Source organism: Giesbergeria giesbergeri, from assembly GCF_054779375.1.
Window position 1 is genome coordinate 555,961 of the sequence record NZ_BAAGYJ010000001.1, and the last position, 25,669, is coordinate 581,629.

Sequence of the window (25,669 nt, forward strand, 5' to 3'; positions counted from 1 at the left end):
GGTGATGGAAAAAAGTACCCCGCGCGGTACGCGCACCGGCTTTACCACCGGAGCCTGCTCGGCAGCAGCAGCACGGGCCGCCGTGGTGGGGCTGGTCAGTGGCGCGGTGCCCACGGAGATAGAAAGCCTCTTGCCCAATGGCAACCGTGTTCGGTTTGCCGTGCAAGAGGGCCACTGTGACGCCCACAGCGCCCATGCCGTGGTGGTCAAGTTTGCGGGCGATGACCCCGACTGCACCGATGGTGCCCACCTGACAGTGGATGTGCGCCTGCTGCCCAACCAGCCCGGCAGCGTGGTGTATTGCGCTGGTGAAGGTGTGGGCACCGTGACCATGCCGGGCTTGGGGCTGGAAGTAGGCGGCCCAGCCATCAACCCAGTGCCCCGACAAAACATTCTGGACAATCTGCGCGAAGCCGCCCCCCATTTGCTGGCCACACATGGGCTCCAAGTGACGATCAGCGTGCCCGGTGGCGAACAAATGGCCAAAAAAACCACCAATGCGCGCCTCGGCATTTTGGGCGGCATCAGCATTTTGGGCACCACCGGCATCGTCAAACCCTACTCCACCGCCGCATGGCGGGCCAGTGTGGTGCAGGGCGTTCGGGTAGCGGCCACGCTGGGGCATGGCATGGTGGCCCTGACCACTGGCGGGCGCACCGAGAGCTTTGCCATGACCGAACTGCGCCGCGAACAGCCCGGATTGCCTGCGGCCTGTTTTGTCCAGATGGGCGACTTTTTGCGCTACGCCTTGGACGAGGTGGTGGCGCAAGGCATACCGCTGGTGGTGTTGGGCGTGATGGTGGGCAAACTGACCAAAATGGCCCAAGGTGAGACCATCACCCACGCCAATCGCGCCGAGGTCGATACCGATTTGGTGGCCCGTATTGCCCGCCAAGTGGGGGCCAGCGAGGCCGACTGCCAAGCCATTGCCCAAGCCGAAACCGCCCGTTTTGGCGCTGAACTGATGGTCGAGCGGGGCTTGGGCGAGCCATTCCACCGCGCATTGGCGCAAAGCGCCATCCACACCCTGACGGCCTCTGGGCGCTACGGCAACGCTTTTCAGTTGCGGGTGCTGGTGTGTGATTTTTCTGGCAACAAGGTAGCCGATGTGCTGTGCGCCGCTACCCCTTTGACTTTGGACACCTGATGCAACCCCGCGACAAAGACCCCAACCCCTGCCGCGTGATTGGCGTGCTCGACGACGGTATCGCCAGTCTAAACACCACCGCTTTGGCCCATGTGCGCAGCGCCGATGTGGTGATTGGTGGCACCCGCACCTTGGCCCTGTTGGCGCAAGAATTGAAGCCCGGTGCTGTGCTGCACGACCTGACCGGCCAACTCCGCACCGTGCCGGACTGGGTGCGCAATGCCCGCCAAGCCCACCAGAGCTGTGTGGTGCTGGCTACGGGCGACCCTCTGTGCCACGGCATTGCACCATTTTTGGCGCAGCATTTGTGTATACAAGCGTTGGAGATCCTGCCCAACTTGTCCACCCTGCAATGGGCTTGTGCCCGCATCGGGCTGGCATGGCAGGATGCACGGATTGTTTCGGTGCATAGCCAAGATGCCGGGGAATGGGTGCGCGGTAGCACTCCCACGCATGGCCTGTATGCACTGGCGCAAGCGGTGCGCGCGCACCAGCGTTTGTTGGTGCTCACCAGCCCGGCTAACAGCCCAGACCGTATCGCCCGCTTGCTGCTGGCCGAAGGCTTGGGTGACGACTTTCAGATGGCCGTGGCCGAGAACCTGCTGCAACCCACCGAGCGGGTATTGGCCGAGCTCTCGCCAGAGGAGGCGGCCCAGATGCCATTTGCCCCGCTCAATGTGGTGCTGCTGTGGCGCACGCGGCTGCCACCCGAACCAGTGCTTTTAGGGCTGGAAGATACCGCCTACCAGCAGCGCCAGCCCGACAAGGGCTTGATTACCAAGCAGGAAGTGCGCGCCGTCAGTTTGGCGCGGCTGCAATTGCGCGCCAACAGCGTGGTGTGGGATATTGGTGCCGGATCAGGTTCGGTCGGGTTAGAGGCAGCACGGCTGTGCCCACGCGGCCATGTCTATGCCATCGAGAAAAACGAGGCCGACCACGCTATTGCCGGGCGCAACCATGCTGCCTTTGCCGTAAGCAACTACAGCCTGCACTGGGGCAAAGCCCCGCAAGGCTTAGAGCACTGGCCCGACCCTGATGCGGTGTTTATCGGCGGCTCTGGCGGTGAGCTGGCCGAACTCATCGCCTTGGTGCTGCGCCGCCTGCGCCCCGGCGGGCGCTTGGTGATGAATTTTGTCACGCTGGAAAACCTGAGCACCGCCATCCAAACGCTGGAATCTGCGGCCAACGTGGCGTGGGATGTTCTGCAATTGCAGGCCGCCCGTAGCAAGCCTATTTTGCAGATGCACCGCATGGCGGCAGAAAACCCGGTCTGGCTGGTTTGCGCACAAGTTACATCTGAGGAAGCCAAACATGACTGAAATCTCTGCAATGGGCCGAGGCACCTTGTGGGGCATCTCGCTCGGCCCTGGCGATCCGGGCCTCATCACCCGTGCGGCTTGGGCCGCCTTGCAACGCCGCGACACCATCTGGGTCTATCCAGCACGCAGTGGCAAAACCCCCAGTTATGCGCTCGATATTGCACAGCGGGCAGAACTGGCCCCACCGGCTGAGCACGCGCAACTGCTGTTCCCCATGACCCACGATGCCGAAAAGCTAGGCCGCGCTTGGGTCAAGGCGGCGCAGACGGTGCTGCCTTGGTTGCAAGCGGGGCGGGATGTGTTGTTTTTGGTCGAGGGCGACGCCAGCACCTACGCCACCTTTGGCCATTTGGCGCGCACGGTGTGTGGCTTGGATGCGCAGGTGCCCGTGCAAGTGATTGCGGGCGTCAACTCCTTTACCGCGGCCTGTGCCAAGGTGGGCAAGCCTTTTGCTGAACAAGACGACACCGTGGCTATTGTGCCCGCGGCCTATGGTGTCAGTGCAGTAGATCGGCTGCTGCCCGACTTTGACACGCTGGTGCTGATGAAAATCAAACCCCTGCTCGATGAACTGTTGGACTGGCTGGAGCGCCAAGAACTATTGGCCGGTGCCCACTTTATTGAACGTGTAGGTGCGCTCGATGAGCGCCATTTATCCGGTACCGAGTTGCTGGCCTTGCGTGGCAGCAAAGTGAGCTATTTGTCACTGCTGATCGTGAAAAACCCACACCGGGTGCGTGGCGAGCGCATCAAAGGTTGCCTGAAGAAAACCTCCCCGGAGTTGCCCGCATGAGCCATAAAACTTCTACACAGGTGGTACTGTCTGCGCCTGCCAAAGACCAACCCCGTATTGGCATAGTAGCCATTACCAAACATGGGGCCGCACTGGCAGCCCGGCTGGCGCAAGACTTGCCCGAAGCCCATATTTGCACCGCCAGCAAGTTTGCCGCCGCCTTTGCCCACCTGCCCCAGCCGGTGTATCCCTACGAAGGCGCTTTGCGCGATGAAATAGCGCGGCTGTTTGCCGAGTACGACCAGATCGTGTTTTTTGTCTCGCTGGGGGCGGTGGTGCGCTTGATTGCGCCACACCTGAAAAGCAAGGACGAAGACCCCGGCATCACCGTGGTGGACGATGCGGGGCAGTTTGTCATTCCGCTGCTGTCGGGCCATGTGGGCGGGGCCAATGCCATGAGCGAGCGCGTTGCTGACCTGATGGGGGCAACAGCGGTACTAACCACGGCGTCGGATGTGGGCAAAACCATTCCGGTGGATATTCTGGGCCGCCATTTGGGTTGGCGCGTTGAAGCGCCCAAAATCAACATCACCCGTGTTTCGGCCCATGTGGTCAATGGCGAACCGATTGCCGTGGTGCAAGAAGCCGGTAGCCGCGATTGGTGGACACGCCCCACGCCACTGCCCGCCCATATTGAACTGCTGGAGCGTTTTGACCAAGTGCGACCCGAACATCACCGGGCCGTGCTGTGGATTACCCATGCCAATATTACCCCCGCGCAATGGCAGCAATGGGCCGAGCGGCTGGTGGTGTACCGCCCTCCACTGTACGAAGCATGCGCCACCGGGGCCACACCATGATGCCCCCCAATTCTGCTGCGGCACTGGTGCTAGGCTTAGGCTGTGACCGGGGCACTTCTTTTGCCACCCTGCAAGAAGCGGTGGCCCAAGCACTGCACCGGGTGGGGGCTCAAGCGGGCCATGTGGTGGCCTTAGCCAGTGTTGATCTGAAGGCCGACGAGCCTTGTCTGCACGCTTTGGCGCAGCAATGGGGCTGCACTATCCATTTCTACCCCGCCGCTGTATTGGCCCCCGTGCCGGTGCCCAACCCGAGTGCCACGGTGTTGCGTTACACCGGCACGCCCTCGGTCAGTGAGGCGGCAGCCTTGCTGGCCGCAGGTACGGCAGGTCAGCCCGCCCCCATCCATGCCTTGTGTCTCGAAAAACACAAATGGCGCGGTGCCGATGGCAAAAATGCCACGGTGTCTATCGCCCGCCTGCACCCTCCTATGTTGCCCTCCATGCCCCCAGAAAGCCCCTCCCGCATGACCCCCTCCCTCACCCCAGACACCACTACGGCACCGGCCACGGCGGGCAAAATCATGCTGGTCGGCATTGGCCCCGGCAGTGCCGACCACATGACGGCCCGCGCCCGCGAGGCCATCATCGAGGCCGATACGGTGATTGGCTATGTCACCTATATCAAGCTGGTGGCCGATTTGCTCGACGGCAAAGAAGTCATTCGCAAAAGCATGACCGAAGAGCTAGACCGGGCCGTGACGGCGCTGGAAGCCGCTCGTCAAGGCAAAAAGGTGGCGCTGATTTCTTCCGGCGATGCGGGCGTGTATGGCATGGCTGGGCCGACTTACGAGGTGCTGTTTCAAGCCGGTTGGACACCCGATGACCCCGTGCAGGTAGAGATCATTCCGGGAGCCTCGGCGCTCAACAGCTGTGCCGCGCTGGTGGGTGCCCCCCTGACGCACGATTTTTGCGCCATCTCTTTGTCGGACTTGCTTACGCCTTGGCCCACCATTGCCCGGCGGCTCGACGCCGTGGCGATGGCCGATTTTGTCGTAGCCCTCTACAACCCTAAAAGTGGCCGCCGCACCCGGCAGATTGTCGAGGCCCAGCGCCTGTTTTTGCGCCACCGCCGCCCCGATACCCCAGTGGCTATCGTCAAAAGTGCCTACCGCCGCCGCGAGAGCATCATCTTTACCACGCTAGACCAAATGGCCGAAGCCGACATCGGTATGCTCAGCACCGTGCTGATTGGCAACAGCAATACCATTGTCCGCCACGGCCTGATGGTCACGCCGCGTGGCTACGCCAACAAATACGATCTGGAACAAAACGGCCAAACGCGCGATGGCGAAAAACGTGGCCGTTCGCTGTCTACTGGGCTGCTAGGCTGGTTAGAGACTGTGCAGGCGCAATACGCTGAGGGCACAGCCATCGAGACCCTGGCGCAACAATACCGGCTGCCCGCCGACTATATTCGCGCCACTTTGTTGGAGCCGATTTCTGAGCTTGCCAGCACCGATACCGCTGAGGAAGAAGCATGAACACTGAGAGCGTAGAGAAACCCAAAATCGGTGACTATCGCCGCCACCTGCTGGTGTGTACCGGCCCACGCTGCACCCAAGATGGGGCCGCACAAGCCCTGTTTGATAGCTTGGGCGACAAATTCAAGGCCGCTGGGCTAGACAAGGGCGATTTGCGCGTCAAGCGCAGCCGGGTCAGTTGCTTTGCGGCCTGTAAAGGCGGCCCAGTGATGTGTGTACAACCCGATGGCACGTGGTATTACAACGTCACTTCCGACAACATGGATCGCATCATTGCGCAGCACTTGGTGGGTGGGCAGCCAGTGCAGGAGCTGGTATTTCACCAAGGGCCAGCGGCATGATGCCCGTGCTGTCAGAACAAGCACGGGGCACGGTATCGCTGGTCGGGGCAGGGCCGGGCGATTTGGAACTGCTCACGCTGCGCGCTTGGCGGCGCTTGCAACAGGCCGAAGTGGTGGTTTATGACAATCTGGTTGGCCCCGGCATTGTCGATTTGGTGCCAGCGCAGGCGCAGCGCATTTATGTTGGCAAATCGGCTGGCAACCACACGCTGGCCCAAGAAGAAATTTGCCAGTTGCTGGTCGATTTGGCCCGCCAAGGCTTGCGCGTGGTGCGGCTCAAGGGTGGTGACCCCTTCGTTTTTGGCCGGGGCGGCGAAGAAATGGACGTGCTGTTACAACAGCAGATTCCAGTCGAAATCGTGCCCGGTATCACCGCCGCTTTGGGGGCCGGGGCCAGCTTTGGTTTTCCGCTCACGCACCGCGACCATGCGCAAAGCTGCATCTTTGTCACTGGGCACCTCAAAGACCACACGGTAGACCTAAACTGGCAAACACTGGCGCAACCGCACCAAACAGTCGTGATCTATATGGGCATTACCGGGCTAGCCACCATTGCCCGCGAGTTGCAAGCGGCAGGGCTGCCCGCAGACACTCCAGCAGCCCTGATCTACAAAGCCACTTGGCCGCAACAGGCCATTTACACCACCACCGTGGCCGCATTGGACGCCACGGCCCGCCGCTATGGCATCAAGCCCCCCACGTTGCTGGTGATTGGCACTGTGGTGTCCTTGATACCGCCCTCTGCACTCGGTGCAGAATGGCGGCATGGATGACATTGTTCAACAAGCCTTGGCCAAATGGCCCCATGTGCCCCACTGTTATGGTTGGTTAGGATTGGATGCGCGTGGGCGCTGGTTCATGCGCGATGATGCCACCCAAGCCCTAGGCCCATTCCCGCAGAGCAAAGGCTCACTCTTGCAACACGACAAGCTCATCGAATTCATTGGCCGCAATTACGAAGCCGACGCTTTGGGGCAATGGTTCTTTCAGAACGGGCCACAGCGCGTCTATGTGGAGCTAGAACACACCCCGTGGGTGTGGCGTCTACAACCCGATCTGACCGTGCGCAGCCACACTGGGCGTTTGGCCCAACCGCAAGCCTGCCTGATCGATGAAGAGGGCAAAGTTTATTTGGCAACAGGTTTAGGCCTAGGGCTAGTGCATACCCAAGACGTGGGAATGCTGGCGGACGCCCTGGAACAATGGCAATGGGAACCACAGCCAGTGCAAGCCGCAGCACTAGCGCAGAGTTATGGTTTTGTGCGCAGCCCCACGGCACCCGCTTGAGCCGTATTTTTCTAAGGATCGTCCAATGAGTATTGCCGGAGAGTTTGTGGTCGTACCCACCGAGGTGCTGCACCAGCATTTGGCGGGCCAACAGGACTTATGTGCCTGGGTGCGTGGTGAACTGCCGGGCCAACCGCAACCCTTGGTGCTAGATATCGGCGACCACTGGCATGGCATCAATGCCCTTTGCGATGCACTCGATATTGCCTATGTGATGGGCGAGCACGACATTGCACTGGCCTGCTGTGAGAGTGCTTTCTGGGTGCCAGAGGCCCGTGTCCCGCTGATGGCCCATCAGCTTCAAGACATATCTGCCGAAGATTTGCAGTCAGCCCTAGAGGCGCTGGATTACGACAACCTCTACCACGGCCACTATTTGCAAGAGCACCCGCAACAATTGGCCGACACCTTGGGCCAGATTGCCGCGCTGTATGAGAAAGCGGGCCAGTCTGGGCAGGTGGTGCTGTTTATGATTTGCTGATCGGCATCTGGCCCACAGGACGGCCATCAGTCCGTGGGCTGGCTCAAGCCAGCGGCAGTTGAATCCGCAGCACGGCTTCGATCTCAGGCAATCGCGCCCGCACGGCTTCTTCCTGCTCTAGCGCCCGCTCGCGCTGCGCGGCGGCCCAGATGGGGGCGGGAAAATGGCTGTCCCAATCAAAGCGGGCAATCACATGCCAATGCAGGTGCGGCACCATATTGCCCAATGCGGCCAGATTGATCTTGGTGGGCTGCAACTGCTGGCGCAGCGTGCGCTCCACCGTAGTCACCACCTCTAGGCAATGCAGGCGCTCAAAGGTGGATAAATCAGACAGTTCGGGCAGGTGCGAGTTCCACACCACCCGGTAAAACGCCGGAAAACCCGGCTCATCGGCGCGAATCACGCGCAAACGCTCGTTGCGCCAGACCACCGTCCCCCCATCTTGGCTGCACAGCGCACAGCCGGGCTGAAACACTGGGGGCCGCGCAGGCGGGACGGTGGACATGGCGCGTTCGGTCATACCAATACTCTTTCTATACCGCCCTGATTGGCTTTGGCCACATACTCGGGCAACCAGTTTTCGCCCAGCACTTCGCGGGCCATTTCGATCACGATGTAATCGGCTTCGAGCAGGCCATTTTGCAAGTCGTCGCCATAGCGGGTCAGACCTTGCAAGCAACTGGGGCAACTGGTCAAGATTTTGACATTCTCTTGCGCGCCCACAGCACCGCTGGCACGCAGTGCAGTTTCGCCCTTGCGGATTTCCTCTTCCTTACGGAAGCGCACTTGGGTCGAGACATCGGGGCGTGTCACACCCAGCGTGCCCGATTCACCACAGCAACGCTCGCTTTTCAGCACCTGTGGCCCCACCAAGGCTTTGACGGTTTTGAGCGAATCTTGCAGCTTCATCGGGTTGTGGCAGGGTTCGTGGTAGAGATAAGCGCCCTTGCCTTGCAGGGTGATGCCCTTTTCTAACAGATATTCGTGAATATCGATGATGCGGCAGCCCGGGAAAATCTGCTCGAACTCGTACTTCTGTAACTGGTCGTAGCAAGTGCCGCAGCTCACCACCACGGTTTTAATGTCCAAGTAGTTGAGCGTGTTGGCAACCCGATGGAACAGCACCCGGTTGTCGGTGATCATCTTTTCGGCCTTGTCAAACTGGCCGCTGCCACGCTGTGGGTAGCCACAGCACAGGTAGCCCGGCGGCAACACGGTTTGCACCCCTGCGTGCCAAAGCATAGCTTGCGTCGCCAGCCCGACCTGGCTGAACAGGCGCTCCGAGCCACAGCCCGGAAAGTAGAACACCGCTTCGGTCTCGGGGGTGGTGACCTTGGGGTTGCGGATGATGGGCACGTAATCTTTGTTTTCGATGTCCAGCAGCGCACGGGCGGTCTGTTTGGGCAGGCCGCCGGGCAGCTTCTTGTTCACGAAATGGATCACCTGCTCTTTAATCGGCGCAGTGCCCACCGTGGCCGGGGGCTTGGTGGTTTGCTTGCGCCCCACCTTGCGCAGCATATCCACGGCCATGCGTTGGGCTTTAAAGCCCACATCCACCATGCCCTTGCGCAACAGCTTGATAGTGTCGGGGTTGGTAGCGTTGAGCATGGTCATCGCCAGCGCATTGCCGGGGCGGAAGCTCTTTTTGCCCATTTTGCGCAGCAGGTTGCGCATGTTCATGGTCACATCGCCAAAGTCGATTTTGACCGGGCAGGGGCTTTCGCAGCGGTGGCACACCGTGCAGTGGTCGGCCACATCTTCAAACTCTTGCCAGTGCTTGATGCTGACACCGCGGCGCGTTTGCTCTTCATACAAAAAGGCTTCGACCAGCAACGAAGTGGCCAAAATTTTGTTGCGCGGGCTGTAGAGCAGGTTGGCGCGTGGCACATGGGTGCTGCACACGGGCTTGCACTTGCCACAACGCAGGCAGTCTTTGACCGAATCGGCAATCGCGCCGATGTCGCTTTGCTGCATGATGAGCGACTCATGCCCCATCAAGCCAAAGCTGGGGGTGTAGGCGTGCGTCAAGTCCGAGAAGGCCACGCGCTCGCTCAGGGCATCGTTGCCGCTTGGTGGTGCGGTGGGCTGGTCTTGCGGGCGCAGCAGCTTGCCTTTGTTAAAGCGCCCTTGGGGGTCTACCTTGGCCTTGTATTGGGCAAAGGGTTGCAGCTCTTTTTCGGTCAAAAACTCCAGCTTGGTGATGCCAATACCGTGCTCGCCCGAAATCACCCCATCCAAGCTGCGCGCCAACACCATGATGCGCTCGACGGCACCGTGGGCGGCTTGCAGCATTTCATAGTCGTCGCTGTTCACCGGCAAATTGGTATGGACGTTGCCATCGCCCGCGTGCATGTGCAAGGCTACCCACACGCGGCCCTTGAGCACGCGCTGGTGGATAGCATTGCATTCGGCCAAAATCGGCAAGAAGGCCACGCCGGTAAAGATGTCTTGTAGCCGGGCGCGAATTTGGGTTTTCCAACTGGCGCGCAAGCGGTGGTCTTGCAATTGCGGGAACAGGGCTTCCACCTCGAGCAGCCAACCTTGCCACAGGTCACGCACTTCGGCCAGCACCTGCAAGGCTTGGGCCACGCGGTCTTCCAGCATCTCAGCTGCCGGGATTTCGCTGGTTTCGTCGTGCTTGCCCAGCGGCAGATTGCCACGCAAGAAGAAGGCTTCGAGTTCATCCACCAGCTTGAGCTTGTTGCGCAGGCTCAGTTCAATGTTGATGCGCTCGATGCCATCGGTGTATTCGGCCATGCGCGGCAGCGGAATCACCACGTCTTCGTTGATTTTGAAGGCGTTGGTATGGCGGCTGATGGCGGCAGTGCGTTTGCGGTCGGCCCAGAACTTTTTGCGCGCTTCGGGGCTGATGGCGATAAAGCCTTCGCCGCTGCGCGAGTTGGCAATGCGTACCACTTCGCTGGTGACGCGAGCCACATCGTCGGCGTTGTCACCGGCAATGTCGCCAAACAGTACCATTTTGGGCAGGCCACCGTGCTTTTTGCTCTTGGTGGTGTAGCCCACGGCTTTCAAATAGCGGTCATCCAAATGCTCCAAACCGGCCAGCAGCACGCCCGAGCGTTTTTGCTCGGCAAACATGAAGTCTTTGATCTCGACAATGCTGGGCACAGCATCTTTGGCGTTGCCAAAGAACTCTAAACAAACGGTGCGGGTGTGCTCGGGCATCCGATGCACCACCCAACGGGCGCTGGTAATCAAGCCATCACAGCCTTCTTTTTGGATGCCCGGCAAACCGCTGAGGAACTTGTCCGTGACGTCTTTGCCCAGCCCTTCTTTGCGGAAGGTTTTGCCCGGAATGTCCAGCCGCTCGGTGCGGATGAAGGTTTTACCGTCGGCTTCGTAGTAGTTCAGCTCAAAGCTGGCGACTTCAGCATCGTGGATTTTGCCCAGATTGTGGTCTAGGCGCACCACTTCCAACCATTGGGCATCGGGCGTGACCATGCGCCAGCTGGCCAAGTTGTCCAGTGCCGTACCCCACAGTACCGCTTTTTTGCCACCGGCATTCATAGCGATGTTGCCGCCAATGCACGAGGCCTCGGCGCTGGTCGGGTCGACCGCAAACACAAACCCGGCCCGCTCAGCCGCATCGGCCACGCGCTGCGTCACCACACCGGCTTCTGTCCAGATGGTGCCCACCTCGCGCTCAATGCCGGGGAGCTTGCGCATCTCAACCTCGGTCATGGCTTCGAGCTTTTCGGTGTTGATGACCACGCTCTTCCACGTCAGTGGAATCGCGCCGCCGGTGTAGCCCGTGCCGCCCCCACGGGGAATGATGGTCATGCCCAAATCAATGCAGCCTTTGACCAAGGCGGCCATTTCGGCCTCGGTGTCGGGGGTGAGCACGACAAAGGGGTACTCAACGCGCCAGTCGGTGGCATCGGTAACGTGGCTGACGCGGCTCAGGGCATCAAACTTGATGTTGTCTTTGGCTGTCAGGCGGCCCAGCGTGCGCCGGGTTTGGCGGCGCAGCTCGGCAATTTGGTCAAACGCGGCATCAAAGCGGCGAATGGCCGTGCTGGCGAGTTCCAGCAGTTCACCCACCAAAGCGTCGCGGGCAGCATCGTCTTGTGGCTTGCGGCGCTTTTGCACTTCGCCCAGCCGGTGTTGCAAGGCTTGCACCAGCAGTTTGCGCCGGTCGGGGTTGTCCAGCAAGTCGTCTTGTAGGTAGGGGTTGCGCTGCACCACCCAGATGTCGCCCAACACTTCGTAGAGCATCCGGGCAGAACGGCCCGTGTGGCGCTCTTCACGCAGTTGTTGCAACACCTCCCAAGCGCGTGCGCCCAACAGGCGAATCACGATTTCGCGGTCAGAGAAGCTGGTGTAGTTATAAGGAATCTCGCGCAATCGCACGGGTTCGGGGGACTGCGCCATCAGGGCGGTCAACGCGGTCGGAGCATTCATGGGGGTGAACCTTAAAGGGGCGGCGCACCCGGCAAGGCCGGGCAATCGCAAAAGGGGATTTTAGAAGCGCAAGGCAGCACTGTTGGTGTCAGGGACAAGACAGCTTGCTCAACAGATGCGGGGCAGGGCCTCGGCAGCCAACCAATCGACCATGCGTTGCCCCCCCATACGGGTGTGCATCTGCACAAAATAGCGATCGTCAGCCACCACATCGCCAATGCGGGCTGCCTCACGGCCCAGGGGGTGGGCGCGCAGGGCCGATAAAGCAGCATCGGCTTGGGCCGCTGGCACTATCACCAGCAAGCGCCCTTCATTGGCGACGTCCAAAGGGTCTAGGCCCAACAGCTCGCAAGCCGCCGCCACCGCAGAGCGCACCGGAATCTGCGCCTCTTGCAACACCACGCCCACCCCAGATTGGTGGGCAATCTCATTGAGTGTGGCCGACAGGCCACCGCGTGTCGGGTCGCGCAGCACATGCACGCCGGGGGCGGCATCGAGCACATCTGACACCAAGCCATGCAATGCGGCTGTATCAGAAACAATAGGGGCATCAAAACTCAAGCCCTCGCGCACCGACATGATGGCCATGCCGTGGTCGCCCAAGGGGCCAGACACCAGTATCACATCACCAGGCTGGGCATAGGCACCAGACACATCGGCGCCGTCGCGCAGCACGCCCACACCCGTGGTGGTGATAAAAATACCATCGGCTTTGCCGCGCTGCACCACTTTGGTGTCTCCCGTCACAATGGGCACACCCGCCGCACGCGAGGCAGCAGCCATCGACTCCACCACCCGCGCCAAATCAGACAGTGGCAATCCTTCTTCCAGAATAAAGCTTGCTGTCAAATACAAAGGGCGCGCTCCCATCACTGCCACATCGTTGATCGTGCCATGCACCGACAGGCAGCCAATATCGCCCCCTGGAAAAAACAAGGGGGAGACCACATGGGCATCAGTGGCCATGACCAACCGACCGTGGCACAGTGGCAGCCGAGCGCCATCGTCGCCTTGTGCCAGAAACTCATTGTGCAAGGCAGGGGCAAACAATTGCCCGATCAACTGCACCATTGCCCGACCTCCGGCACCGTGGGACAGATCAATGCGACCCTGTTGCAAATCCAGGGCGGAGGAGACAAGAGAGATCATGGCATTTTTCCGGCAGCAAAGCCTGCAGGATAAAGGAAGGATGCAGGCAGCCGTTAGACTGCCCTGCGTAGACCTGCCCCCACTGGGGGTGAACACGCAAAGCCCGTGGGCACGCGTGGATCGCCCACTTTTTTCGCCTTGCCCTGCTTGTTTGTCATCATGCACCTCGTTTTTGAAAAGTTGTCTTGTTTGCGGACTGTCTTGTGGGGGCTACTGGTTGTGTGCAGCTGCACTGGCTGTGCAGTAGTGACGGTAGCCGGGGCGGCCGTCACGGTGGCTACCACTGCGGTGGGAGTTGGTGTGGCAGTGGTTAGCACAACGGTAGATGTGGGTGTGGCAGGGGTCAAGGCAGTGGTGGGGAGTGATGAGCAGGAATGAGCAGGGCTGGGCGTGCCACATGCCCTCAAAGGGCTTTTTGCCGCCATGCCAACAGTGCGCCTAGCCACAGTGCCCCCGCAGAGAACAACAGCCCACGCGCCAAACCACCGGGCCCATCAGAAATCCAACCCACCACGGTGGGCCCCACAATTTGCCCCACAGCAAAGATAATGGTGAAACCACTGATACCACTGGCCCATTGCGCTTGGGGCAGGTTATGCCGCACCAAAGCTGTGGTGGCAGCCACTACCGACAAAAATACGGCCCCAAACAACAGCCCCGACACCACCAAAACAGGCAAGGCACTGGTCAAGGCCGGCAAGAGGGTGGCACACCCCAGCAACGCATTGAGTCGCGCCAACGGCTGACCGTCGCGGTGGCGATCGAGCAAGCCAGCCCACAGGCGCGACGATGCCACCACCGCCACCCCGAGCAGGCTGTAAAAAATGGTGATAGTGCTGTCTGAATTGCCTTGTGCCCGCAACAGCGCAATCACAAACGTCATGTAACCGATATAACCCACCCCAAACAGGCTGTAGCCCAGCAGCGCCGGGGCCAATGCCCGCCAAGGCACGGTGGCGGCAGTAGCCACTCCACTGCTGGCGGTGGTGGGCCCAGGTGGGGCACTGGGGCCTGTTTCTATACCGTGGCGCTGCAAAGCGCGCAGGGCCAGCACCAACACCAGCGTGGCCACACCAGCCCACCCCCCCAAAATCCACCAAGCCCACATCCACGGATGCGCCTGTGGCCCGGCTACGTGCAGCGCCGCAGGCACCGACAAGGCGCACAGCACAATGCCCCAACCAGCACCACCGTAATACAGGCCCAGCAACAAGCCACTGTGTCCCGGCCAACGCAAGCTCAAGCGTGCAGCCAACAACCCACCAGCCGTAAAAATCCAAGCACTCAACACCCCTGCCAACAGACGCTGGCCCAACAAGGCGCCTGAGGCCGTAAATAAGCCCCCCACCACCATGCAAACACTGGCTATTGCCGTCGTCCACAACAGCAACGGCCCCGGCCCCCAGCGCCGCATCAATGCCGGAGTACTCAAAGCGCCTAACAGGTAGCCAATAGCGTTGAAGGTATTCATCAGACCGGCCAGCGAGTAACTCCAATCCAGATCGGCCCGCATAGGGGGCAAGAGCAGGCCGTAAGAAAACCGCGTGATGCCCAAGGCCACCACTGCCGCCAAAGACAGTGCCAAGGCCAGACCCAATCCGGTGCCTGCTTGCGGATGCGCTGGTGGTGCGGAATGGGTGGAGGCATGGGGCATGGGCTGTCCTAGGATCAATGGCCCAAGGCTTATAGCGCATGGCTGCACGGTGTCGTCAGTATCTGGGCATCATCTGCGGGTAAACACGGAGTAATGGCGTGCAGTTGCTGCCACCAGAGCCTTTGTGTGCATCCGATTGGAGTTCTGCCATGCCCCTAGAGATTGAAATTGCCCCCGCACTGGACGCAGTGCCCGCAGCAGAGTGGAACGCTCTGGCCGATAAACACCCCTTTGCGCAGCACCATTTTCTGCACCTGTTGCAAGAAACCGCTTGTGCCAAACCAGACACGGGCTGGACGCCCTGCCATGTGCTATTGCGCGAGCACGGGGTGCTGCAAGGGGCGGTGGCCGCCTACCTCAAGACCCATTCGCGCGGTGAGTTTGTTTTTGACCACTCTTGGGCACAGGCTTATCACCAACATGGCTTAGATTACTACCCCAAACTGGTGGTGTCGGTGCCCTTCACTCCGGTAGCTGGCCCACGCTTGTTGGCGAGTAAACCAGCACATCGGACTTTGTTGATCCAGGCGCTGATGGCGCTGGCACAGCAGACACAGGCTTCTTCTATCCATGTACTTTTTCCAGCAGAACAAGACCTCACTGCACTCAAAGAGGCCGGTTTTATGGTGCGCGAGAACGTGCAGTTCCATTGGCGCAATGCCAACTATGCCGACATGGATGCTTTTTTGGCAACGATGGCGCAAGAGAAGCGGAAAAAATTCAAACAAGACCGCAAAAAAGTGCAGGCGGCGGGCATCACATTTGCATGGCTAGAGGGCCATGCACTGACCGCCAAGACCCTGGAGTTTTTTTACCATTGCTACCAAAACACCTATGAACGCCACGGGGGCCGGCCCTATTTGTCGCTGGAGTTTTTTCTCCGTCTGCACCAACAAGCACCAAATGCTTTGATGCTGGTATTGGCGCAACGCCAAGGTATGCCCATAGCCTGCGCTTTGAATGTTCGGGGGCCGGATGTGTTGTATGGGCGCTATTGGGGTTGTGTGGAGCCAGTGCCGGGCCTGCACTTTGAAACCTGCTATGCCCAATCTATCGCTTATTGCATTGAGCGGGGCATCACCTCTTTTGAGGGGGGTGCGCAGGGCGAACACAAGATGTCTCGCGGCCTGCTACCGGTCAAGACCTTTTCTGCCCATTGGGTAGCCAATCGGCGCTTTGCCGAGGCCATTGCCGAGTTTTTGCAGCGCGAAACCCAAGCCGTGGAGGAGTATGTGGAGGTGCTTGAGCAAAGCTCGCCTTTTAAGCGGCAGGGCCAAGGCTAGGCACAGCCACCCCACGAAACCGTCCATAACTGTAATGGGCTGCACAAGCCCCCTCCGACGACACCATGCACGAGCCTATCGGGTGCTCGGGGGTGCAGGCAGTAGCAAAAATGCGGCATTGCTCCGGGCGCTTCTCACCGCGCAAAATGGCTGCGCATTCGCAGGCTTTGTGGTCGGGCACCGGCTGGTAGGGGGCGGCAAAACGCTGTTCGGCATCAAAAGCCGCCCAAGCTGGGCGCAAGCGCAGTGCCGATTGCGCCAAAGTGCCCAAGCCGCGCCAGTCAAAAGCCGGGCGCAACTCAAACACCTGCTCCACCAAGGCTTGCGCTTTGCGGTTGCCTTCGGGTGTCACGGCGCGGGTGAATTGATTTTCTACTTCCGCACGACCTTGGTTGATTTGTGCCACCAGCATTTGAATGGCACGCAACACATCCAACGGTTCAAACCCAGCAATCACCACGGGTTTGCCATAGTCGCGCGCAAACGGCATATAGGGCGTGCTGCCAATCACGGTAGACACATGCGCTGGCCCGACAAACCCATCAATCTGCACCCCCGCCGGGGCGGCCAAAATAGCGTGCATGGCGGCCGGAGTCAGCACATGGTTGCACAGCACCGAAAAGTTTTTCAATCCTTCTGCCTGCGCTTGCAGCACCGCCACGGCGGTGGGGGGGGTGGTGGTTTCAAAGCCAATGGCTAAAAACACCACCTGCCGCTCGGGCTGTTGGCGGGCGATGTGCAGCGCATCCAACGGCGAATACACCATGCGCACATCGGCCCCTTGACCTTTGGCCCGCAGCAAAGATAACTTGTGCGAGGCTGGAACGCGCAGCGTGTCGCCATAAGCGCACAAAATCACCTGCTGCTCTAACGCCAGCCGAATAGCTTGGTCAATGCGGCCAATCGGCAGCACACACACCGGGCAGCCGGGGCCGTGGATCAGTTGGATCGAGGGCGGTAACAAATCCACCAGCCCATAGCGCGAGATGGCATGGGTATGGCCGCCGCAAAACTCCATCAGCCGATACTGGCGGCCCGGTTGCACCTCGCGGGCAATGGCGTGGGCCAGTCCTTGGGCGATGTGGCCGTCACGAAAATCATCCACATACTTCATGGCGCAGCCCCTGCGGCAGGGGCTACCGTAGCCCCGATTTCTCGCAACAGTGCCAGTGTGGCTTCGGCCTCTTCCACATCCAGCTTTTGCAAGGCAAAGCCGACATGCACGATCACATAGTCGCCCACGGCCACATCGTCCACCATCGCCAGCGAGATGGTTTTTCGCACCCCATCCAAATCCACCACGGCTTGGTCTGGGGCGGGCAATTGCACAACTCGGGCAGGTACAGCCAAACACATCGCTATTTATCCTTTGGGGTAGTCTTGCAGCCCAGCGCGGGCGACCCACGTTTGGCCCAAGGCAATGGCGCTATCGCCGGGGCGCAGGGTCTGGGCTTCTAGGCAGCGCCAGCCGCGTGCAGCACAGTGTTGGCGCATGGCCGTCAACAGATATTGATTGAACCAGCACCCCCCACCCAGCGCCACCGTGGTAATCCCGGTGCTGGCGATGGCCTGTTCTAACCAAGCGCACAAAGCGGCGGCCACCGTCGCATGAAAGTAGGCAGCCCCTCGGCCTGCATCGGGCTCATCGGCCAGCGCCGCCAACAGGGGCAGCAGGCTGAGTTGCCCATTGGCTTGCAGCAGCCAGCCTTGGGCCAAGGGCGCACAGGGGCCATAGGCTTTGGCCGCTTGCTCTAGCGCAATAGCGGCTTCGGCCTCGGTGTGCATGACATGGCACAGCCCCAGCAAACCGGCCGCCGCATCAAACAAGCGCCCCATGCTAGAGCTGGCCGGGCAACGCACACCCCGCACCAACAGTTGTACCACTCCAGCCGCCGCACTGTGTTGGGCAAAACGCACTGGAATATCACGCCCCCGGCCCAAGGCGTGCAAAGCTGCTGCGGCCATGCGCCAAGGCTCTTGCGCTGCCCGGTCGCCCCCCGGCAAGGCCAGCGGGTGCAAATGCCCCAAGCGTTGGCAATGGCTGCCGTGGACTTGCAACAGTTCCCCACCCCACGCCGTGCCATCGTGGCCCCAACCCACGCCGTCCAGCGCCAACCCCAACACCGGCCCTTGCCAGCCATGTTCGGCACAGATGGCAGCAATGTGCGCGTGGTGGTGTTGCACCGCCAGCAAGGGCAGGCCCATTTCTTGGGCCAGCGTGGCGGCCAAGCGGCTGGAATAAAAATCCGGGTGCAGGTCGTGGGCGATGCCTTGGGGTTGTTGGCCGGTTTGCTGTTGCAACCCAGTGAGCAAGGCGCGTGCTGTGTCTTCATGGGCACGACACGCCTCTGGGCTGTCCAAATCACCCACGGTGTAAGAAAGAAAGGCTTGGGTGGCACTGGCAGCACACACCGTATTTTTGAACCACGCCCCCAAAGCCAGCACCGGCGGGCCGGGGGGCAAGGGCAAGCCATGTTCGATGCGGTGAAGCACAGGCCGCCAGCATCCGCTTTAAGCTAGGCTTGAGGCAGCCGCAGCCCGCCCACCACCCAAGGCGGCAGCAATCACTTGGCACGCTTGCGCTTGCTGTTGCAGCCAAGCCAGCCATTCATCCATGCCTTCGCCGCTGGTGGCCGACAACCGAATAATGCGGATGGCCGGATGCACTTGGCGTGCATAGGCTTCGGCTTGGGCCACATCAAAATTCAAATGGGGCAGTAAATCGCATTTGTTCAGCAGCATCACATCGGCGGCGCGGAACATATCAGGGTATTTGAGCGGCTTGTCCTCGCCTTCGGTCACGGACAACACCACCACCTTGTGGGCTTCGCCCAAGTCAAACGCCGCTGGGCAGACTAAGTTGCCGACGTTTTCAATCAACAGCAGGCCACCCGCTGCCAAGGGCAAAGCGGGCAAGGCATCGGCCACCATCGTGGCATCCAAATGGCAGCCCTTGCCAGTGTTGATTTGGCTGGCTGGTGCGCCAGTGGCGCGGATGCGCTGGGCATCCAAGCTGGTTTGTTGGTCGCCCTCAATCACCGCTACGGGCCATTGACCGGCCAGCCGCTCAATCGTTTTGACCAGCAGGGTGGTCTTGCCCGAGCCGGGGCTAGAGACCAAATTGAGCGCCAACACCCCGGCTTGGGTAAAAAGCTGCCGATTCGCTGCCGCTTGGGCATTGTTACGCGCCAGCAAATCTTGCTCCACCGCCACCCGGCGCACCCGTTCAGCCTCGGGGGCGGTGCTATGGCTGTGCGTGTGGCAACCCTCCACAGCATGGTGATGATGGTGGTGTCCGTGGTGGTGCTCTATCGTGGCGCCATCGCCATCACAACCGCAAGTGCTGCACATAGATAGGTTTTCCTTCCGGTTTAATCCACAACATCCAAATCCCGAAGCTGCATTTGCGTGCCCGCCACAGCGGTTAAGGGGTGGGCTTGGCAGGCGGGGCAGCACTCGTATAAGGTAGGCATGGCGGCGTGGTTACCACAACCGGGACACACACCTGCGCCGGGCACATATCGTAGTGCCAACTTAGCCCCTTCGGCGCAAGTGCCCGCACTGGCCGAAGTGAAGGCAAACTCCAACGCCCGAGGCTCCACACAGGCCAGTTCACCCACATCCAGATGCACCACGCACACGCGGCGAAACCCCTCGCGCTGTTGCGTGGCTTCTATCAGCTGCACCATGCTTTCGGCCAAAGACAATTCATGCATGGCGTTGACCTTCGTTGTTTTGCCCCTGATTGTGCAAGCGGGTTTACCCATGCCCCCCAAAAGCCCCAATCTGCGGTAGATTGCAGCCATAGCGCAGGAGGTTGCATTGACCGCAAATCTTGACTCCATTCTCGAACGGCATGGGCGTGATGGCACTCGTTTGGTGCAAATTTTGCGCGAGGTGCAAGATGCTTTGGGTTGGCTGTCGCCGCAAACCCTGAGCTACATTGCCGATGGCGTTGGCTGGCCCCGAGCGCGGGTAGAAAGCACGGCGGGCTTTTACAGCTTCTTCCACACCCGGCCTTTGGGTGAGTACCGCATCCTATTCTCCGACAACATCACCGACCGAATGTTGGACAGCCGCGACCTGATGCGTGCGCTGTGCCAAAAACTCTGGCTCGAGCCGGGCCATGTGTCCGAAGATGGGCTGGTCAGTGTCGACACCACCTCTTGTACCGGCCTGTGTGACCAAGGCCCAGCGGTGTTGGCCAATTACCGCGCCCTGACCCACATGACGCTAGAGCGCATCGACCAAATGGCGCACCTGATTCGGCGGCGCGTGCCGGTAGGTGATTGGCCGCCCGAATGGTTCCACGTAGAAGACAACATCCGCCGCCGCGATGTGTTGCTCGGCAGCAGCTTGCAGCCGGGCGAGGCGCTGGCAGCCGCTTTAGCGCGTGGCCCATCCGGCCTGCTGGCCGAGATTGAACGCTCCGGCCTGCGTGGCCGTGGTGGTGCCGGGTTTGGCAGCGACATCAAATGGCGCTCGTGCCGTGATGCGTGGGGCGATGCACACTATGTGGTCTGCAATGCCGACGAGGGCGAACCCGGCACCTTCAAAGACCGGGTGCTGCTCAGCTCCTATTTTGACTTGGTGGTCGATGGCATGTGCATTGCCGGTATGGCGATAGGGGCCAACCAAGGGCTGATTTACCTGCGCGGTGAATACCGCTTCTTGCTCGAAAAGCTAGAAACCCGGCTAGAGCAGCGGCGTGAGGCCGGACTGCTCGGGCGTAACATTTTGGGTAAGGGCTTTAGCTTTGATATTGACATCCATGTGGGCGCGGGTGCTTACATTTGTGGCGAAGAGTCGGCGCTGATTGAATCGCTTGAAGGCAAACCCGGCAAGCCGCGCATTCGCCCCCCCTTCCCGGTCACGCATGGTTATTTGGGCCAGCCCACCACGGTAAACAATGTCGAAACGCTGGCCTTGGCCTCGTTGATTGCCGTGCAGGGTGGTGAATGGTTCCGTGCCATTGGCACCCCGGCCTCTACCGGCACCAAATTGCTCTCGGTATCGGGCGATGTCGAGCGCCCCGGCATTTACGAGTACCCGTTTGGGGTCACGATTGCCGAAATTTTGGCCGATTGTGGCGCGCGCGATACCCAAGCCGTCACCAGTGCTGGGGCCGCCGGGCATTGCTTGGCAGCCGACGAATTTGGCCGCCACATTGCCTTTGAAGATGTAGCTACCGGCGGCTCCATCATGGTGTTTGACCAGCGGCGCGATATTTTTGATGTGGCGCAAAATTTTGCCCAGTTCTTTGCCCACGAAAGTTGCGGCTTCTGCACCCCCTGCCGCGTCGGCACGGCGGTGAATGTGCGGCTGCTGAACAAGCTGGCCAACGACCACGGCTCGCCTTACGATTTGGACGAGATGCAGCGTATGCACCGCCTGATGCAAGGGGCCAGCCATTGCGGCTTGGGCAACACCGCCACCATTGCGCTGCAAGACATGCTGCACAAGTTCCGCCCGGCGTTTGAGCGCCGCTTGCATTCGCCCGAGTACGAACCCGCGTTTGATTTGGACGCAGCCTTGTCGCAAGCGCGGCGCATGACGGCCCGTGACGATGCCGAAGCCCACCTGAGCGACAACCTCAGCGCCCACCTTTCCAGCGAGCCACAGCCATGAACCACACCTTTCTGCTCGACGGCGAGGAAGTGCCGTTTGCCTCCGGCCAAACGCTGATGCAAGCCGCCACCACGGCAGGCAAATACATCCCACACCTGTGCTGGCACCCCGATTTCACAGCGCATGGCTCGTGCAAGCTGTGTACCGTCAAAGTGGGCGGGCGCTTCACCACCGCTTGTACCACCCGGGCCACGGCGGGTATGGAAGTGGACAACCAAACCGACGAATTGCGCGACAAACGCCGCACGCTGCTGCAACTGCTGTTTGTCGAGGGCAACCACTTTTGCCCCTCGTGTGAGAAAAGCGGCAACTGCGTGCTGCAAGCCACGGCCTATGAAATGGGCATGCTGACCCCGCATTTTGACCATTTCTACCCCGACCGCCCGGTCGATGCCTCGCACCCTGAGGTGCTGCTGGACTTCAACCGTTGCATCATGTGCGAGCTGTGCGTGCGTGCCAGCCACGAAGTGGATGGCAAAAACGTGTTTGCCCTGTCGGGGCGCGGCGTGCAATCGCACCTGATTGTGAATAGCGAATCGGGCCAATTGGCCGACACCGACTTTGCCGCCACCGACCGCGCCGCCCACGTTTGCCCCGTGGGCGTGATTTTGCCCAAGAAGGTCGGCTTTGCCGTGCCCATCGGCCAGCGCACCTACGATGCCCAGCCCATCAGCGCCAGCGTGGCCGCCACAGCCCCAACGGCGGAGGAGAAACCCTAATGGCCGCCGCTAAACTCAAAGTTGCCACGGTATCGCTGGCGGGCTGTTTTGGCTGCCACATGTCCTTTTTAGACATCGACGAGCGCCTGCTACCGTTGCTCGAATTGGTCGAGTTTGACCGCTCCCCCATCACCGACATCAAACACTGTGGCCCTTGCGATATTGGCCTGATTGAGGGCGGCATCTGCAACGCCGAAAACGTGCATGTGCTGCGCGAGTTTCGCGACAACTGCAAAATTTTGGTGGCAATGGGGGCTTGTGCCGTCAATGGGGGCTTGCCAGCGCAACGCAACCACCTGCCCCTGAGCGATATTTTGCAAGAGGTCTACCGCACCGGGCACGGCTTAGCCCCCGGCAGCCGCATCCCCAACGACCCCGAATTGCCCTTGCCGCTCAACCAAGTGCATCCGGTGCATGAAATCGTCAAGATTGACTACTTTTTGCCCGGCTGCCCACCTTCGGGCGATGCCATTTGGTCGTTCCTCAACGATCTGATAGCAGGCAAAGAGCCTACCTTGGGCCACGGCCTGCTGCACTACGACTGAGCCTTTGCCGCCCACCGCCACCGAGAACCGCCATGAGCTTTGAACTCGAAACTGCCTCTGTTGCCAGCGAATCTTTGCGCCGTGTGGCGATTGACCCGGTCTCTCGCGTTGAGGGGCACGGCAAAGTCACCCTGCTGCTGGATGAAAACAACAAGGTGCATCAGGTACGGCTGCACATTGTCGAGTTTCGCGGCTTTGAGCGTTTCATCCAAGGGCGGCCCTATTGGGAAGTGCCGGTGATGGTGCAACGCCTGTGCGGTATTTGCCCGGTGTCGCACCATTTGGCCGCCAGCAAGGCGCTGGATGTGATTGTCGGGGCCAAGCAGCTCACGCCCACCGCAGAAAAAATGCGCCGCTTGATGCACTACGGCCAGATACTGCAATCGCACGCGCTGCACTTCTTTCACCTCTCGTCGCCCGACCTGCTGTTTGGCTTTGACTCCGAAGTAGCGCAGCGCAACATTGTGGGCGTGGCCGCCAAATACCCCGACATTGCCAAACAAGGCATTTTGCTGCGCAAATACGGCCAAGAGGTGATTCGCCTGACGGCAGGCAAGCGCGTGCATGGCACCGGCTCTGTGCCCGGCGGTGTCAACCGCTCTTTGACCGGGGCCGAGCGCCAAGAACTGCTCAAAGACAGCTACCAGATGATTGCCTGGAGCCGCGAGGCCGTCAAAATCATTAAGGAGTTGCACCAGCAAAATCCGGCGCTGTATGACCAGTTTGGCAGCTTCCGCTCCCATTTCATGGGGCTGGTCGCGCCCAATGGGGATTTAGACCTGTACCACGGTGGCCTGCGCGCTAAAAATGCCGAAGGCCAGATTCTGTTTGACCATGTGGACTACCAAACCTACGACCGCCTCATCACCGAGGAAGTCAAGCCGTGGAGCTACATGAAGTTCCCCTACCTGACCCAACTCGGCCCCGAGCAGGGTTGGTATCGGGTGGGGCCATTAGCGCGGGTGCAAACCTGCGACCACATTCCCACCCCCTTTGCCGAGCATGAACGGCGCGAGTTGGCTGCCTATGCGGGTAGCGAGCCGATGCACGCCTCCCTGGGCTACCACTGGGCGCGCATGATCGAGATGTTGTTTGCCGCCGAAATGATCAAAGAGTTGCTGCACGACGACGACATCGAAGGCAGTGATTTGCTAGTGACCGGCCAGCGCCAGCGCGAAGGGGTGGGCGTGATTGAAGCACCCCGTGGCACGCTGTTCCACCACTACCAAGTCGATGAGAACGATTTGGTCACGATGGCAAACCTTATCGTTTCGACCACCAACAACAACCACGCCATGAACACCGCCGTACGCGAGGTGGCCAAAAAGTATCTTGACGGTCAACAGATCACCGAAGGGCTGCTCAACCATATCGAAGTGGCGATTCGCGCTTACGACCCCTGCCTGTCTTGTGCCACCCATGCGCTGGGCAAAATGCCGCTGGAGGTGGTGCTGCTGGATGCCCAAGGGCGCGAGTTAGACCGCCAATATAAGGCCTAAGCCTGCCCATGCCTGCCAATACCTTGGTTTTTGCGTGGGGCAACCCCAGCCGGGGCGATGATGCCTTGGGCCCACTGTTTGCCGAAGCCGTGCAAGCCATGAATTTACCGCAGGTAGAGTGCCTGACGGATTTTCAGTTGCAGATAGAACACAGCTTGGATTTGTTGGGGCGGCAGCGCATTTTGTTTGTTGATGCTTCTTGTGGCGTGTCGGATGGCGTGCAGCCACCCTTCCGTTGTGCGCCCTTGCACCCAGCCCGTGATAGCAGCTACACCACCCATGCCATGAGCCCGGCGGCGCTATTGCAAGTCTTTACTGATGTGCAGGGCCATGCGCCACCCCCCAGTTGGCTTTTGGCGATTCCTGGCGAGAGTTGGGAGTTAGGCCAGCCCCCCAGTGCTACCGCGCAAACGCGCTTGGCCCAAGCACTGGATTGGGCCGCGCAGTGGTTACGCACCTAGCTGGCAACAATTTTTGATTCGGTGGAGTTTGAATATGGCATTTGTTTCTGTACCCCGCATCCGCACCCTTCTGCTGGCCGGGCTGGCCTTGGGGGTGGGCACAGCACAAGCGCATACCGGGCATGGCACCTCCGGGCTATGGACGGGTATGGTGCATCCACTGGGCCTAGACCACCTGCTGGCGATGGTGGCGGTGGGGGTCTGGTCGGTCTCGGTGCTGCCCCGGCAGCGGGCATGGTGGGGGCCAGCAGCTTTTTTGCTGGCACTGGTATTGGGGGCTGGCTTGGGCGCTTCGGGTTTGCTGCTGCCGGGGTTGGAGCATGGCATCGCTTTATCGGTGGTGCTGTTTGGGGCCATGCTGGTGCTGGCACGGCAGCCTTTGCCGCCGGGGGTGGGGCTGGGCTTGGTAGCCGCAGCGGCAGTGCTGCATGGCATGGCGCATGGCGCTGAAGCCCCAGACACCGGTTTTGGTGCTTATGCCTTGGGTTTTATGTTGACCACAGCAGCATTGCACTTTGGCGGCATGGCCTTGGGGCTGGCCCTGCGTTACCAAGCGGCCCGCTATCAGCACTGGGCGCTGGCCGGTCTGGGCAGCTTGTGCAGTGCGGCCGGGCTGTATCTGTTCAGCCATGTTTAATGGCCCATCCCACTGCCCAGCAA

At 60.4% G+C, this 25,669-nt stretch carries 26 protein-coding genes and 1 pseudogene; 18 read left to right on the top strand and 9 right to left on the bottom strand.

Annotated elements, in window-relative coordinates:
- Positions 1–4 precede the first annotated feature (4 nt).
- The 10 genes and pseudogenes from ACYVB2_RS02520 to ACYVB2_RS02565 all read left to right on the top strand — a co-directional run bounded on the left by ACYVB2_RS02520 (position 5) and on the right by ACYVB2_RS02565 (position 7,649).
- On the top strand, positions 5–1,147 hold the full coding sequence (locus tag ACYVB2_RS02520) for a cobalt-precorrin-5B (C(1))-methyltransferase (protein ID WP_382429337.1): 1,143 nt from the start codon (positions 5–7) through the stop codon (positions 1,145–1,147).
- Complete coding sequence (gene cbiE / locus ACYVB2_RS02525) at positions 1,147–2,466, top strand: precorrin-6y C5,15-methyltransferase (decarboxylating) subunit CbiE (protein WP_382429335.1); 1,320 nt, start codon at positions 1,147–1,149, stop codon at positions 2,464–2,466. The genes ACYVB2_RS02520 and cbiE overlap by 1 nt, the downstream gene beginning before the upstream one ends.
- Positions 2,459–3,259 carry a precorrin-2 C(20)-methyltransferase gene (gene cobI / locus ACYVB2_RS02530; RefSeq protein WP_382429333.1) on the top strand — a complete coding sequence of 267 codons (801 nt, stop codon included), beginning with the start codon at positions 2,459–2,461 and terminating at the stop codon, positions 3,257–3,259. The genes cbiE and cobI overlap by 8 nt, the downstream gene beginning before the upstream one ends.
- The gene (locus ACYVB2_RS02535; RefSeq protein WP_382429331.1) at positions 3,256–4,059 is read left to right on the top strand and encodes a cobalamin biosynthesis central domain-containing protein; all 804 of its coding nucleotides are present in this window, start codon (positions 3,256–3,258) and stop codon (positions 4,057–4,059) included. The genes cobI and ACYVB2_RS02535 overlap by 4 nt, the downstream gene beginning before the upstream one ends.
- A pseudogene (locus ACYVB2_RS02540) lies at positions 4,059–4,460 on the top strand (cobalamin biosynthesis protein); the annotation flags it as partial. The gene ACYVB2_RS02535 and the pseudogene ACYVB2_RS02540, both read left to right, overlap by 1 nt.
- A 63-nt stretch (positions 4,461–4,523) precedes the next feature.
- Positions 4,524–5,540: a precorrin-3B C(17)-methyltransferase gene (gene cobJ, locus ACYVB2_RS02545; protein WP_382429781.1), complete on the top strand. Its 1,017-nt coding sequence runs from the start codon at positions 4,524–4,526 to the stop codon at positions 5,538–5,540.
- Entirely contained in the window at positions 5,537–5,881 is a 345-nt protein-coding gene (locus ACYVB2_RS02550; protein ID WP_382429329.1) for a (2Fe-2S) ferredoxin domain-containing protein, read from the top strand. The genes cobJ and ACYVB2_RS02550 overlap by 4 nt, the downstream gene beginning before the upstream one ends.
- Positions 5,878–6,654 (top strand): uroporphyrinogen-III C-methyltransferase, encoded by a 777-nt coding sequence (gene cobA / locus ACYVB2_RS02555; protein WP_382429327.1) that lies wholly within the window; start codon positions 5,878–5,880, stop codon positions 6,652–6,654. The genes ACYVB2_RS02550 and cobA overlap by 4 nt, the downstream gene beginning before the upstream one ends.
- A complete protein-coding gene (locus tag ACYVB2_RS02560; protein ID WP_382429325.1) occupies positions 6,647–7,168 on the top strand; it encodes a DUF2946 family protein in 522 nt (173 codons plus the stop codon). The genes cobA and ACYVB2_RS02560 overlap by 8 nt, the downstream gene beginning before the upstream one ends.
- A gap of 25 nt (positions 7,169–7,193) precedes the next feature.
- Positions 7,194–7,649 carry a DUF1877 family protein gene (locus ACYVB2_RS02565; RefSeq protein WP_382429323.1) on the top strand — a complete coding sequence of 152 codons (456 nt, stop codon included), beginning with the start codon at positions 7,194–7,196 and terminating at the stop codon, positions 7,647–7,649.
- A 43-nt stretch (positions 7,650–7,692) separates the two neighbouring features.
- Here the strand turns inward: ACYVB2_RS02565 and ACYVB2_RS02570 are convergent, their stop codons facing one another.
- From ACYVB2_RS02570 to hypE, 3 genes are all read right to left on the bottom strand, one after another.
- Complete coding sequence (locus ACYVB2_RS02570) at positions 7,693–8,169, bottom strand: HIT family protein (RefSeq protein ID WP_382429321.1); 477 nt, start codon at positions 8,167–8,169, stop codon at positions 7,693–7,695.
- Positions 8,166–12,071, bottom strand: a complete 3,906-nt coding sequence (locus ACYVB2_RS02575; protein WP_382429319.1) for a DUF3683 domain-containing protein — start codon at positions 12,069–12,071, stop codon at positions 8,166–8,168. The genes ACYVB2_RS02570 and ACYVB2_RS02575 overlap by 4 nt, the downstream gene beginning before the upstream one ends.
- A gap of 108 nt (positions 12,072–12,179) precedes the next feature.
- Positions 12,180–13,220: a hydrogenase expression/formation protein HypE gene (gene hypE / locus ACYVB2_RS02580; RefSeq protein ID WP_382429318.1), complete on the bottom strand. Its 1,041-nt coding sequence runs from the start codon at positions 13,218–13,220 to the stop codon at positions 12,180–12,182.
- A 159-nt stretch (positions 13,221–13,379) separates the two neighbouring features.
- Here hypE and ACYVB2_RS02585 point away from each other — a divergent pair, with 159 nt between their 5' ends.
- The gene (locus ACYVB2_RS02585; protein WP_382429316.1) at positions 13,380–13,598 is read left to right on the top strand and encodes a hypothetical protein; all 219 of its coding nucleotides are present in this window, start codon (positions 13,380–13,382) and stop codon (positions 13,596–13,598) included.
- Positions 13,599–13,623: 25 nt separating this feature from the next.
- Here ACYVB2_RS02585 and ACYVB2_RS02590 read toward each other — a convergent pair whose 3' ends face one another.
- Positions 13,624–14,874 carry a YbfB/YjiJ family MFS transporter gene (locus ACYVB2_RS02590; protein WP_382429314.1) on the bottom strand — a complete coding sequence of 417 codons (1,251 nt, stop codon included), beginning with the start codon at positions 14,872–14,874 and terminating at the stop codon, positions 13,624–13,626.
- Positions 14,875–15,023: 149 nt separating this feature from the next.
- Here ACYVB2_RS02590 and ACYVB2_RS02595 point away from each other — a divergent pair, with 149 nt between their 5' ends.
- Positions 15,024–16,157 carry a GNAT family N-acetyltransferase gene (locus ACYVB2_RS02595; protein WP_382429312.1) on the top strand — a complete coding sequence of 378 codons (1,134 nt, stop codon included), beginning with the start codon at positions 15,024–15,026 and terminating at the stop codon, positions 16,155–16,157.
- Here the strand turns inward: ACYVB2_RS02595 and hypD are convergent.
- Genes hypD through ACYVB2_RS02620 form a run of 5 tightly spaced genes read right to left on the bottom strand, consistent with a single transcriptional unit; the run spans position 16,135 to position 19,873 of the window.
- A complete protein-coding gene (hypD, locus tag ACYVB2_RS02600) occupies positions 16,135–17,271 on the bottom strand; it encodes a hydrogenase formation protein HypD (protein ID WP_382429310.1) in 1,137 nt (378 codons plus the stop codon). The two genes, ACYVB2_RS02595 and hypD, sit on opposite strands and share 23 nt — an antisense overlap.
- Positions 17,268–17,513: a HypC/HybG/HupF family hydrogenase formation chaperone gene (locus ACYVB2_RS02605; RefSeq protein WP_382429308.1), complete on the bottom strand. Its 246-nt coding sequence runs from the start codon at positions 17,511–17,513 to the stop codon at positions 17,268–17,270. The genes hypD and ACYVB2_RS02605 overlap by 4 nt, the downstream gene beginning before the upstream one ends.
- A gap of 6 nt (positions 17,514–17,519) precedes the next feature.
- Positions 17,520–18,650 (bottom strand): Kae1-like domain-containing protein, encoded by a 1,131-nt coding sequence (locus tag ACYVB2_RS02610; protein ID WP_382429306.1) that lies wholly within the window; start codon positions 18,648–18,650, stop codon positions 17,520–17,522.
- A gap of 18 nt (positions 18,651–18,668) precedes the next feature.
- The gene (gene hypB / locus ACYVB2_RS02615; protein WP_382429304.1) at positions 18,669–19,508 is read right to left on the bottom strand and encodes a hydrogenase nickel incorporation protein HypB; all 840 of its coding nucleotides are present in this window, start codon (positions 19,506–19,508) and stop codon (positions 18,669–18,671) included.
- 20 nt (positions 19,509–19,528) lie between these two features.
- Positions 19,529–19,873, bottom strand: a complete 345-nt coding sequence (locus ACYVB2_RS02620) for a hydrogenase maturation nickel metallochaperone HypA/HybF (protein WP_382429302.1) — start codon at positions 19,871–19,873, stop codon at positions 19,529–19,531.
- Positions 19,874–19,979: 106 nt separating this feature from the next.
- Between ACYVB2_RS02620 and ACYVB2_RS02625 the strand changes: the two genes are divergently transcribed.
- Genes ACYVB2_RS02625 through ACYVB2_RS02650 form a run of 6 tightly spaced genes read left to right on the top strand, consistent with a single transcriptional unit; the run spans position 19,980 to position 25,646 of the window.
- A complete protein-coding gene (locus ACYVB2_RS02625; protein ID WP_460535149.1) occupies positions 19,980–21,785 on the top strand; it encodes an NAD(P)H-dependent oxidoreductase subunit E in 1,806 nt (601 codons plus the stop codon).
- Positions 21,782–22,504 (top strand): 2Fe-2S iron-sulfur cluster-binding protein, encoded by a 723-nt coding sequence (locus ACYVB2_RS02630; RefSeq protein WP_382429298.1) that lies wholly within the window; start codon positions 21,782–21,784, stop codon positions 22,502–22,504. Before ACYVB2_RS02625 ends, ACYVB2_RS02630 begins: the two co-directional genes overlap by 4 nt.
- The gene (locus ACYVB2_RS02635) at positions 22,504–23,049 is read left to right on the top strand and encodes an NADH-quinone oxidoreductase subunit B family protein (RefSeq protein ID WP_382429296.1); all 546 of its coding nucleotides are present in this window, start codon (positions 22,504–22,506) and stop codon (positions 23,047–23,049) included. The genes ACYVB2_RS02630 and ACYVB2_RS02635 overlap by 1 nt, the downstream gene beginning before the upstream one ends.
- 32 nt (positions 23,050–23,081) lie before the next feature.
- Positions 23,082–24,548 carry a Ni/Fe hydrogenase subunit alpha gene (locus tag ACYVB2_RS02640; protein ID WP_382429294.1) on the top strand — a complete coding sequence of 489 codons (1,467 nt, stop codon included), beginning with the start codon at positions 23,082–23,084 and terminating at the stop codon, positions 24,546–24,548.
- Between the two features lie 8 nt (positions 24,549–24,556).
- Complete coding sequence (locus tag ACYVB2_RS02645; RefSeq protein WP_382429292.1) at positions 24,557–25,009, top strand: hydrogenase maturation protease; 453 nt, start codon at positions 24,557–24,559, stop codon at positions 25,007–25,009.
- A gap of 34 nt (positions 25,010–25,043) precedes the next feature.
- A complete protein-coding gene (locus ACYVB2_RS02650; protein WP_382429290.1) occupies positions 25,044–25,646 on the top strand; it encodes a HupE/UreJ family protein in 603 nt (200 codons plus the stop codon).
- Positions 25,647–25,669 lie beyond the last annotated feature (23 nt).

Coding starts and splice junctions, on each gene's coding strand:
- ACYVB2_RS02520 (WP_382429337.1), top strand. CDS start 5: ATGGAAAAAAGTACCCCGCGCGGTACGCGCACCGGCTTTACCACCGGA.
- cbiE (WP_382429335.1), top strand. CDS start 1,147: ATGCAACCCCGCGACAAAGACCCCAACCCCTGCCGCGTGATTGGCGTG.
- cobI (WP_382429333.1), top strand. CDS start 2,459: ATGACTGAAATCTCTGCAATGGGCCGAGGCACCTTGTGGGGCATCTCG.
- ACYVB2_RS02535 (WP_382429331.1), top strand. CDS start 3,256: ATGAGCCATAAAACTTCTACACAGGTGGTACTGTCTGCGCCTGCCAAA.
- cobJ (WP_382429781.1), top strand. CDS start 4,524: ATGACCCCCTCCCTCACCCCAGACACCACTACGGCACCGGCCACGGCG.
- ACYVB2_RS02550 (WP_382429329.1), top strand. CDS start 5,537: ATGAACACTGAGAGCGTAGAGAAACCCAAAATCGGTGACTATCGCCGC.
- cobA (WP_382429327.1), top strand. CDS start 5,878: ATGATGCCCGTGCTGTCAGAACAAGCACGGGGCACGGTATCGCTGGTC.
- ACYVB2_RS02560 (WP_382429325.1), top strand. CDS start 6,647: ATGGATGACATTGTTCAACAAGCCTTGGCCAAATGGCCCCATGTGCCC.
- ACYVB2_RS02565 (WP_382429323.1), top strand. CDS start 7,194: ATGAGTATTGCCGGAGAGTTTGTGGTCGTACCCACCGAGGTGCTGCAC.
- ACYVB2_RS02570 (WP_382429321.1), bottom strand. CDS start 8,169: ATGACCGAACGCGCCATGTCCACCGTCCCGCCTGCGCGGCCCCCAGTG.
- ACYVB2_RS02575 (WP_382429319.1), bottom strand. CDS start 12,071: ATGAATGCTCCGACCGCGTTGACCGCCCTGATGGCGCAGTCCCCCGAA.
- hypE (WP_382429318.1), bottom strand. CDS start 13,220: ATGATCTCTCTTGTCTCCTCCGCCCTGGATTTGCAACAGGGTCGCATT.
- ACYVB2_RS02585 (WP_382429316.1), top strand. CDS start 13,380: ATGCACCTCGTTTTTGAAAAGTTGTCTTGTTTGCGGACTGTCTTGTGG.
- ACYVB2_RS02590 (WP_382429314.1), bottom strand. CDS start 14,874: ATGCCCCATGCCTCCACCCATTCCGCACCACCAGCGCATCCGCAAGCA.
- ACYVB2_RS02595 (WP_382429312.1), top strand. CDS start 15,024: ATGCCCCTAGAGATTGAAATTGCCCCCGCACTGGACGCAGTGCCCGCA.
- hypD (WP_382429310.1), bottom strand. CDS start 17,271: ATGAAGTATGTGGATGATTTTCGTGACGGCCACATCGCCCAAGGACTG.
- ACYVB2_RS02605 (WP_382429308.1), bottom strand. CDS start 17,513: ATGTGTTTGGCTGTACCTGCCCGAGTTGTGCAATTGCCCGCCCCAGAC.
- hypB (WP_382429304.1), bottom strand. CDS start 19,508: ATGTGCAGCACTTGCGGTTGTGATGGCGATGGCGCCACGATAGAGCAC.
- ACYVB2_RS02620 (WP_382429302.1), bottom strand. CDS start 19,873: ATGCATGAATTGTCTTTGGCCGAAAGCATGGTGCAGCTGATAGAAGCC.
- ACYVB2_RS02630 (WP_382429298.1), top strand. CDS start 21,782: ATGAACCACACCTTTCTGCTCGACGGCGAGGAAGTGCCGTTTGCCTCC.
- ACYVB2_RS02635 (WP_382429296.1), top strand. CDS start 22,504: ATGGCCGCCGCTAAACTCAAAGTTGCCACGGTATCGCTGGCGGGCTGT.
- ACYVB2_RS02640 (WP_382429294.1), top strand. CDS start 23,082: ATGAGCTTTGAACTCGAAACTGCCTCTGTTGCCAGCGAATCTTTGCGC.
- ACYVB2_RS02645 (WP_382429292.1), top strand. CDS start 24,557: ATGCCTGCCAATACCTTGGTTTTTGCGTGGGGCAACCCCAGCCGGGGC.
- ACYVB2_RS02650 (WP_382429290.1), top strand. CDS start 25,044: ATGGCATTTGTTTCTGTACCCCGCATCCGCACCCTTCTGCTGGCCGGG.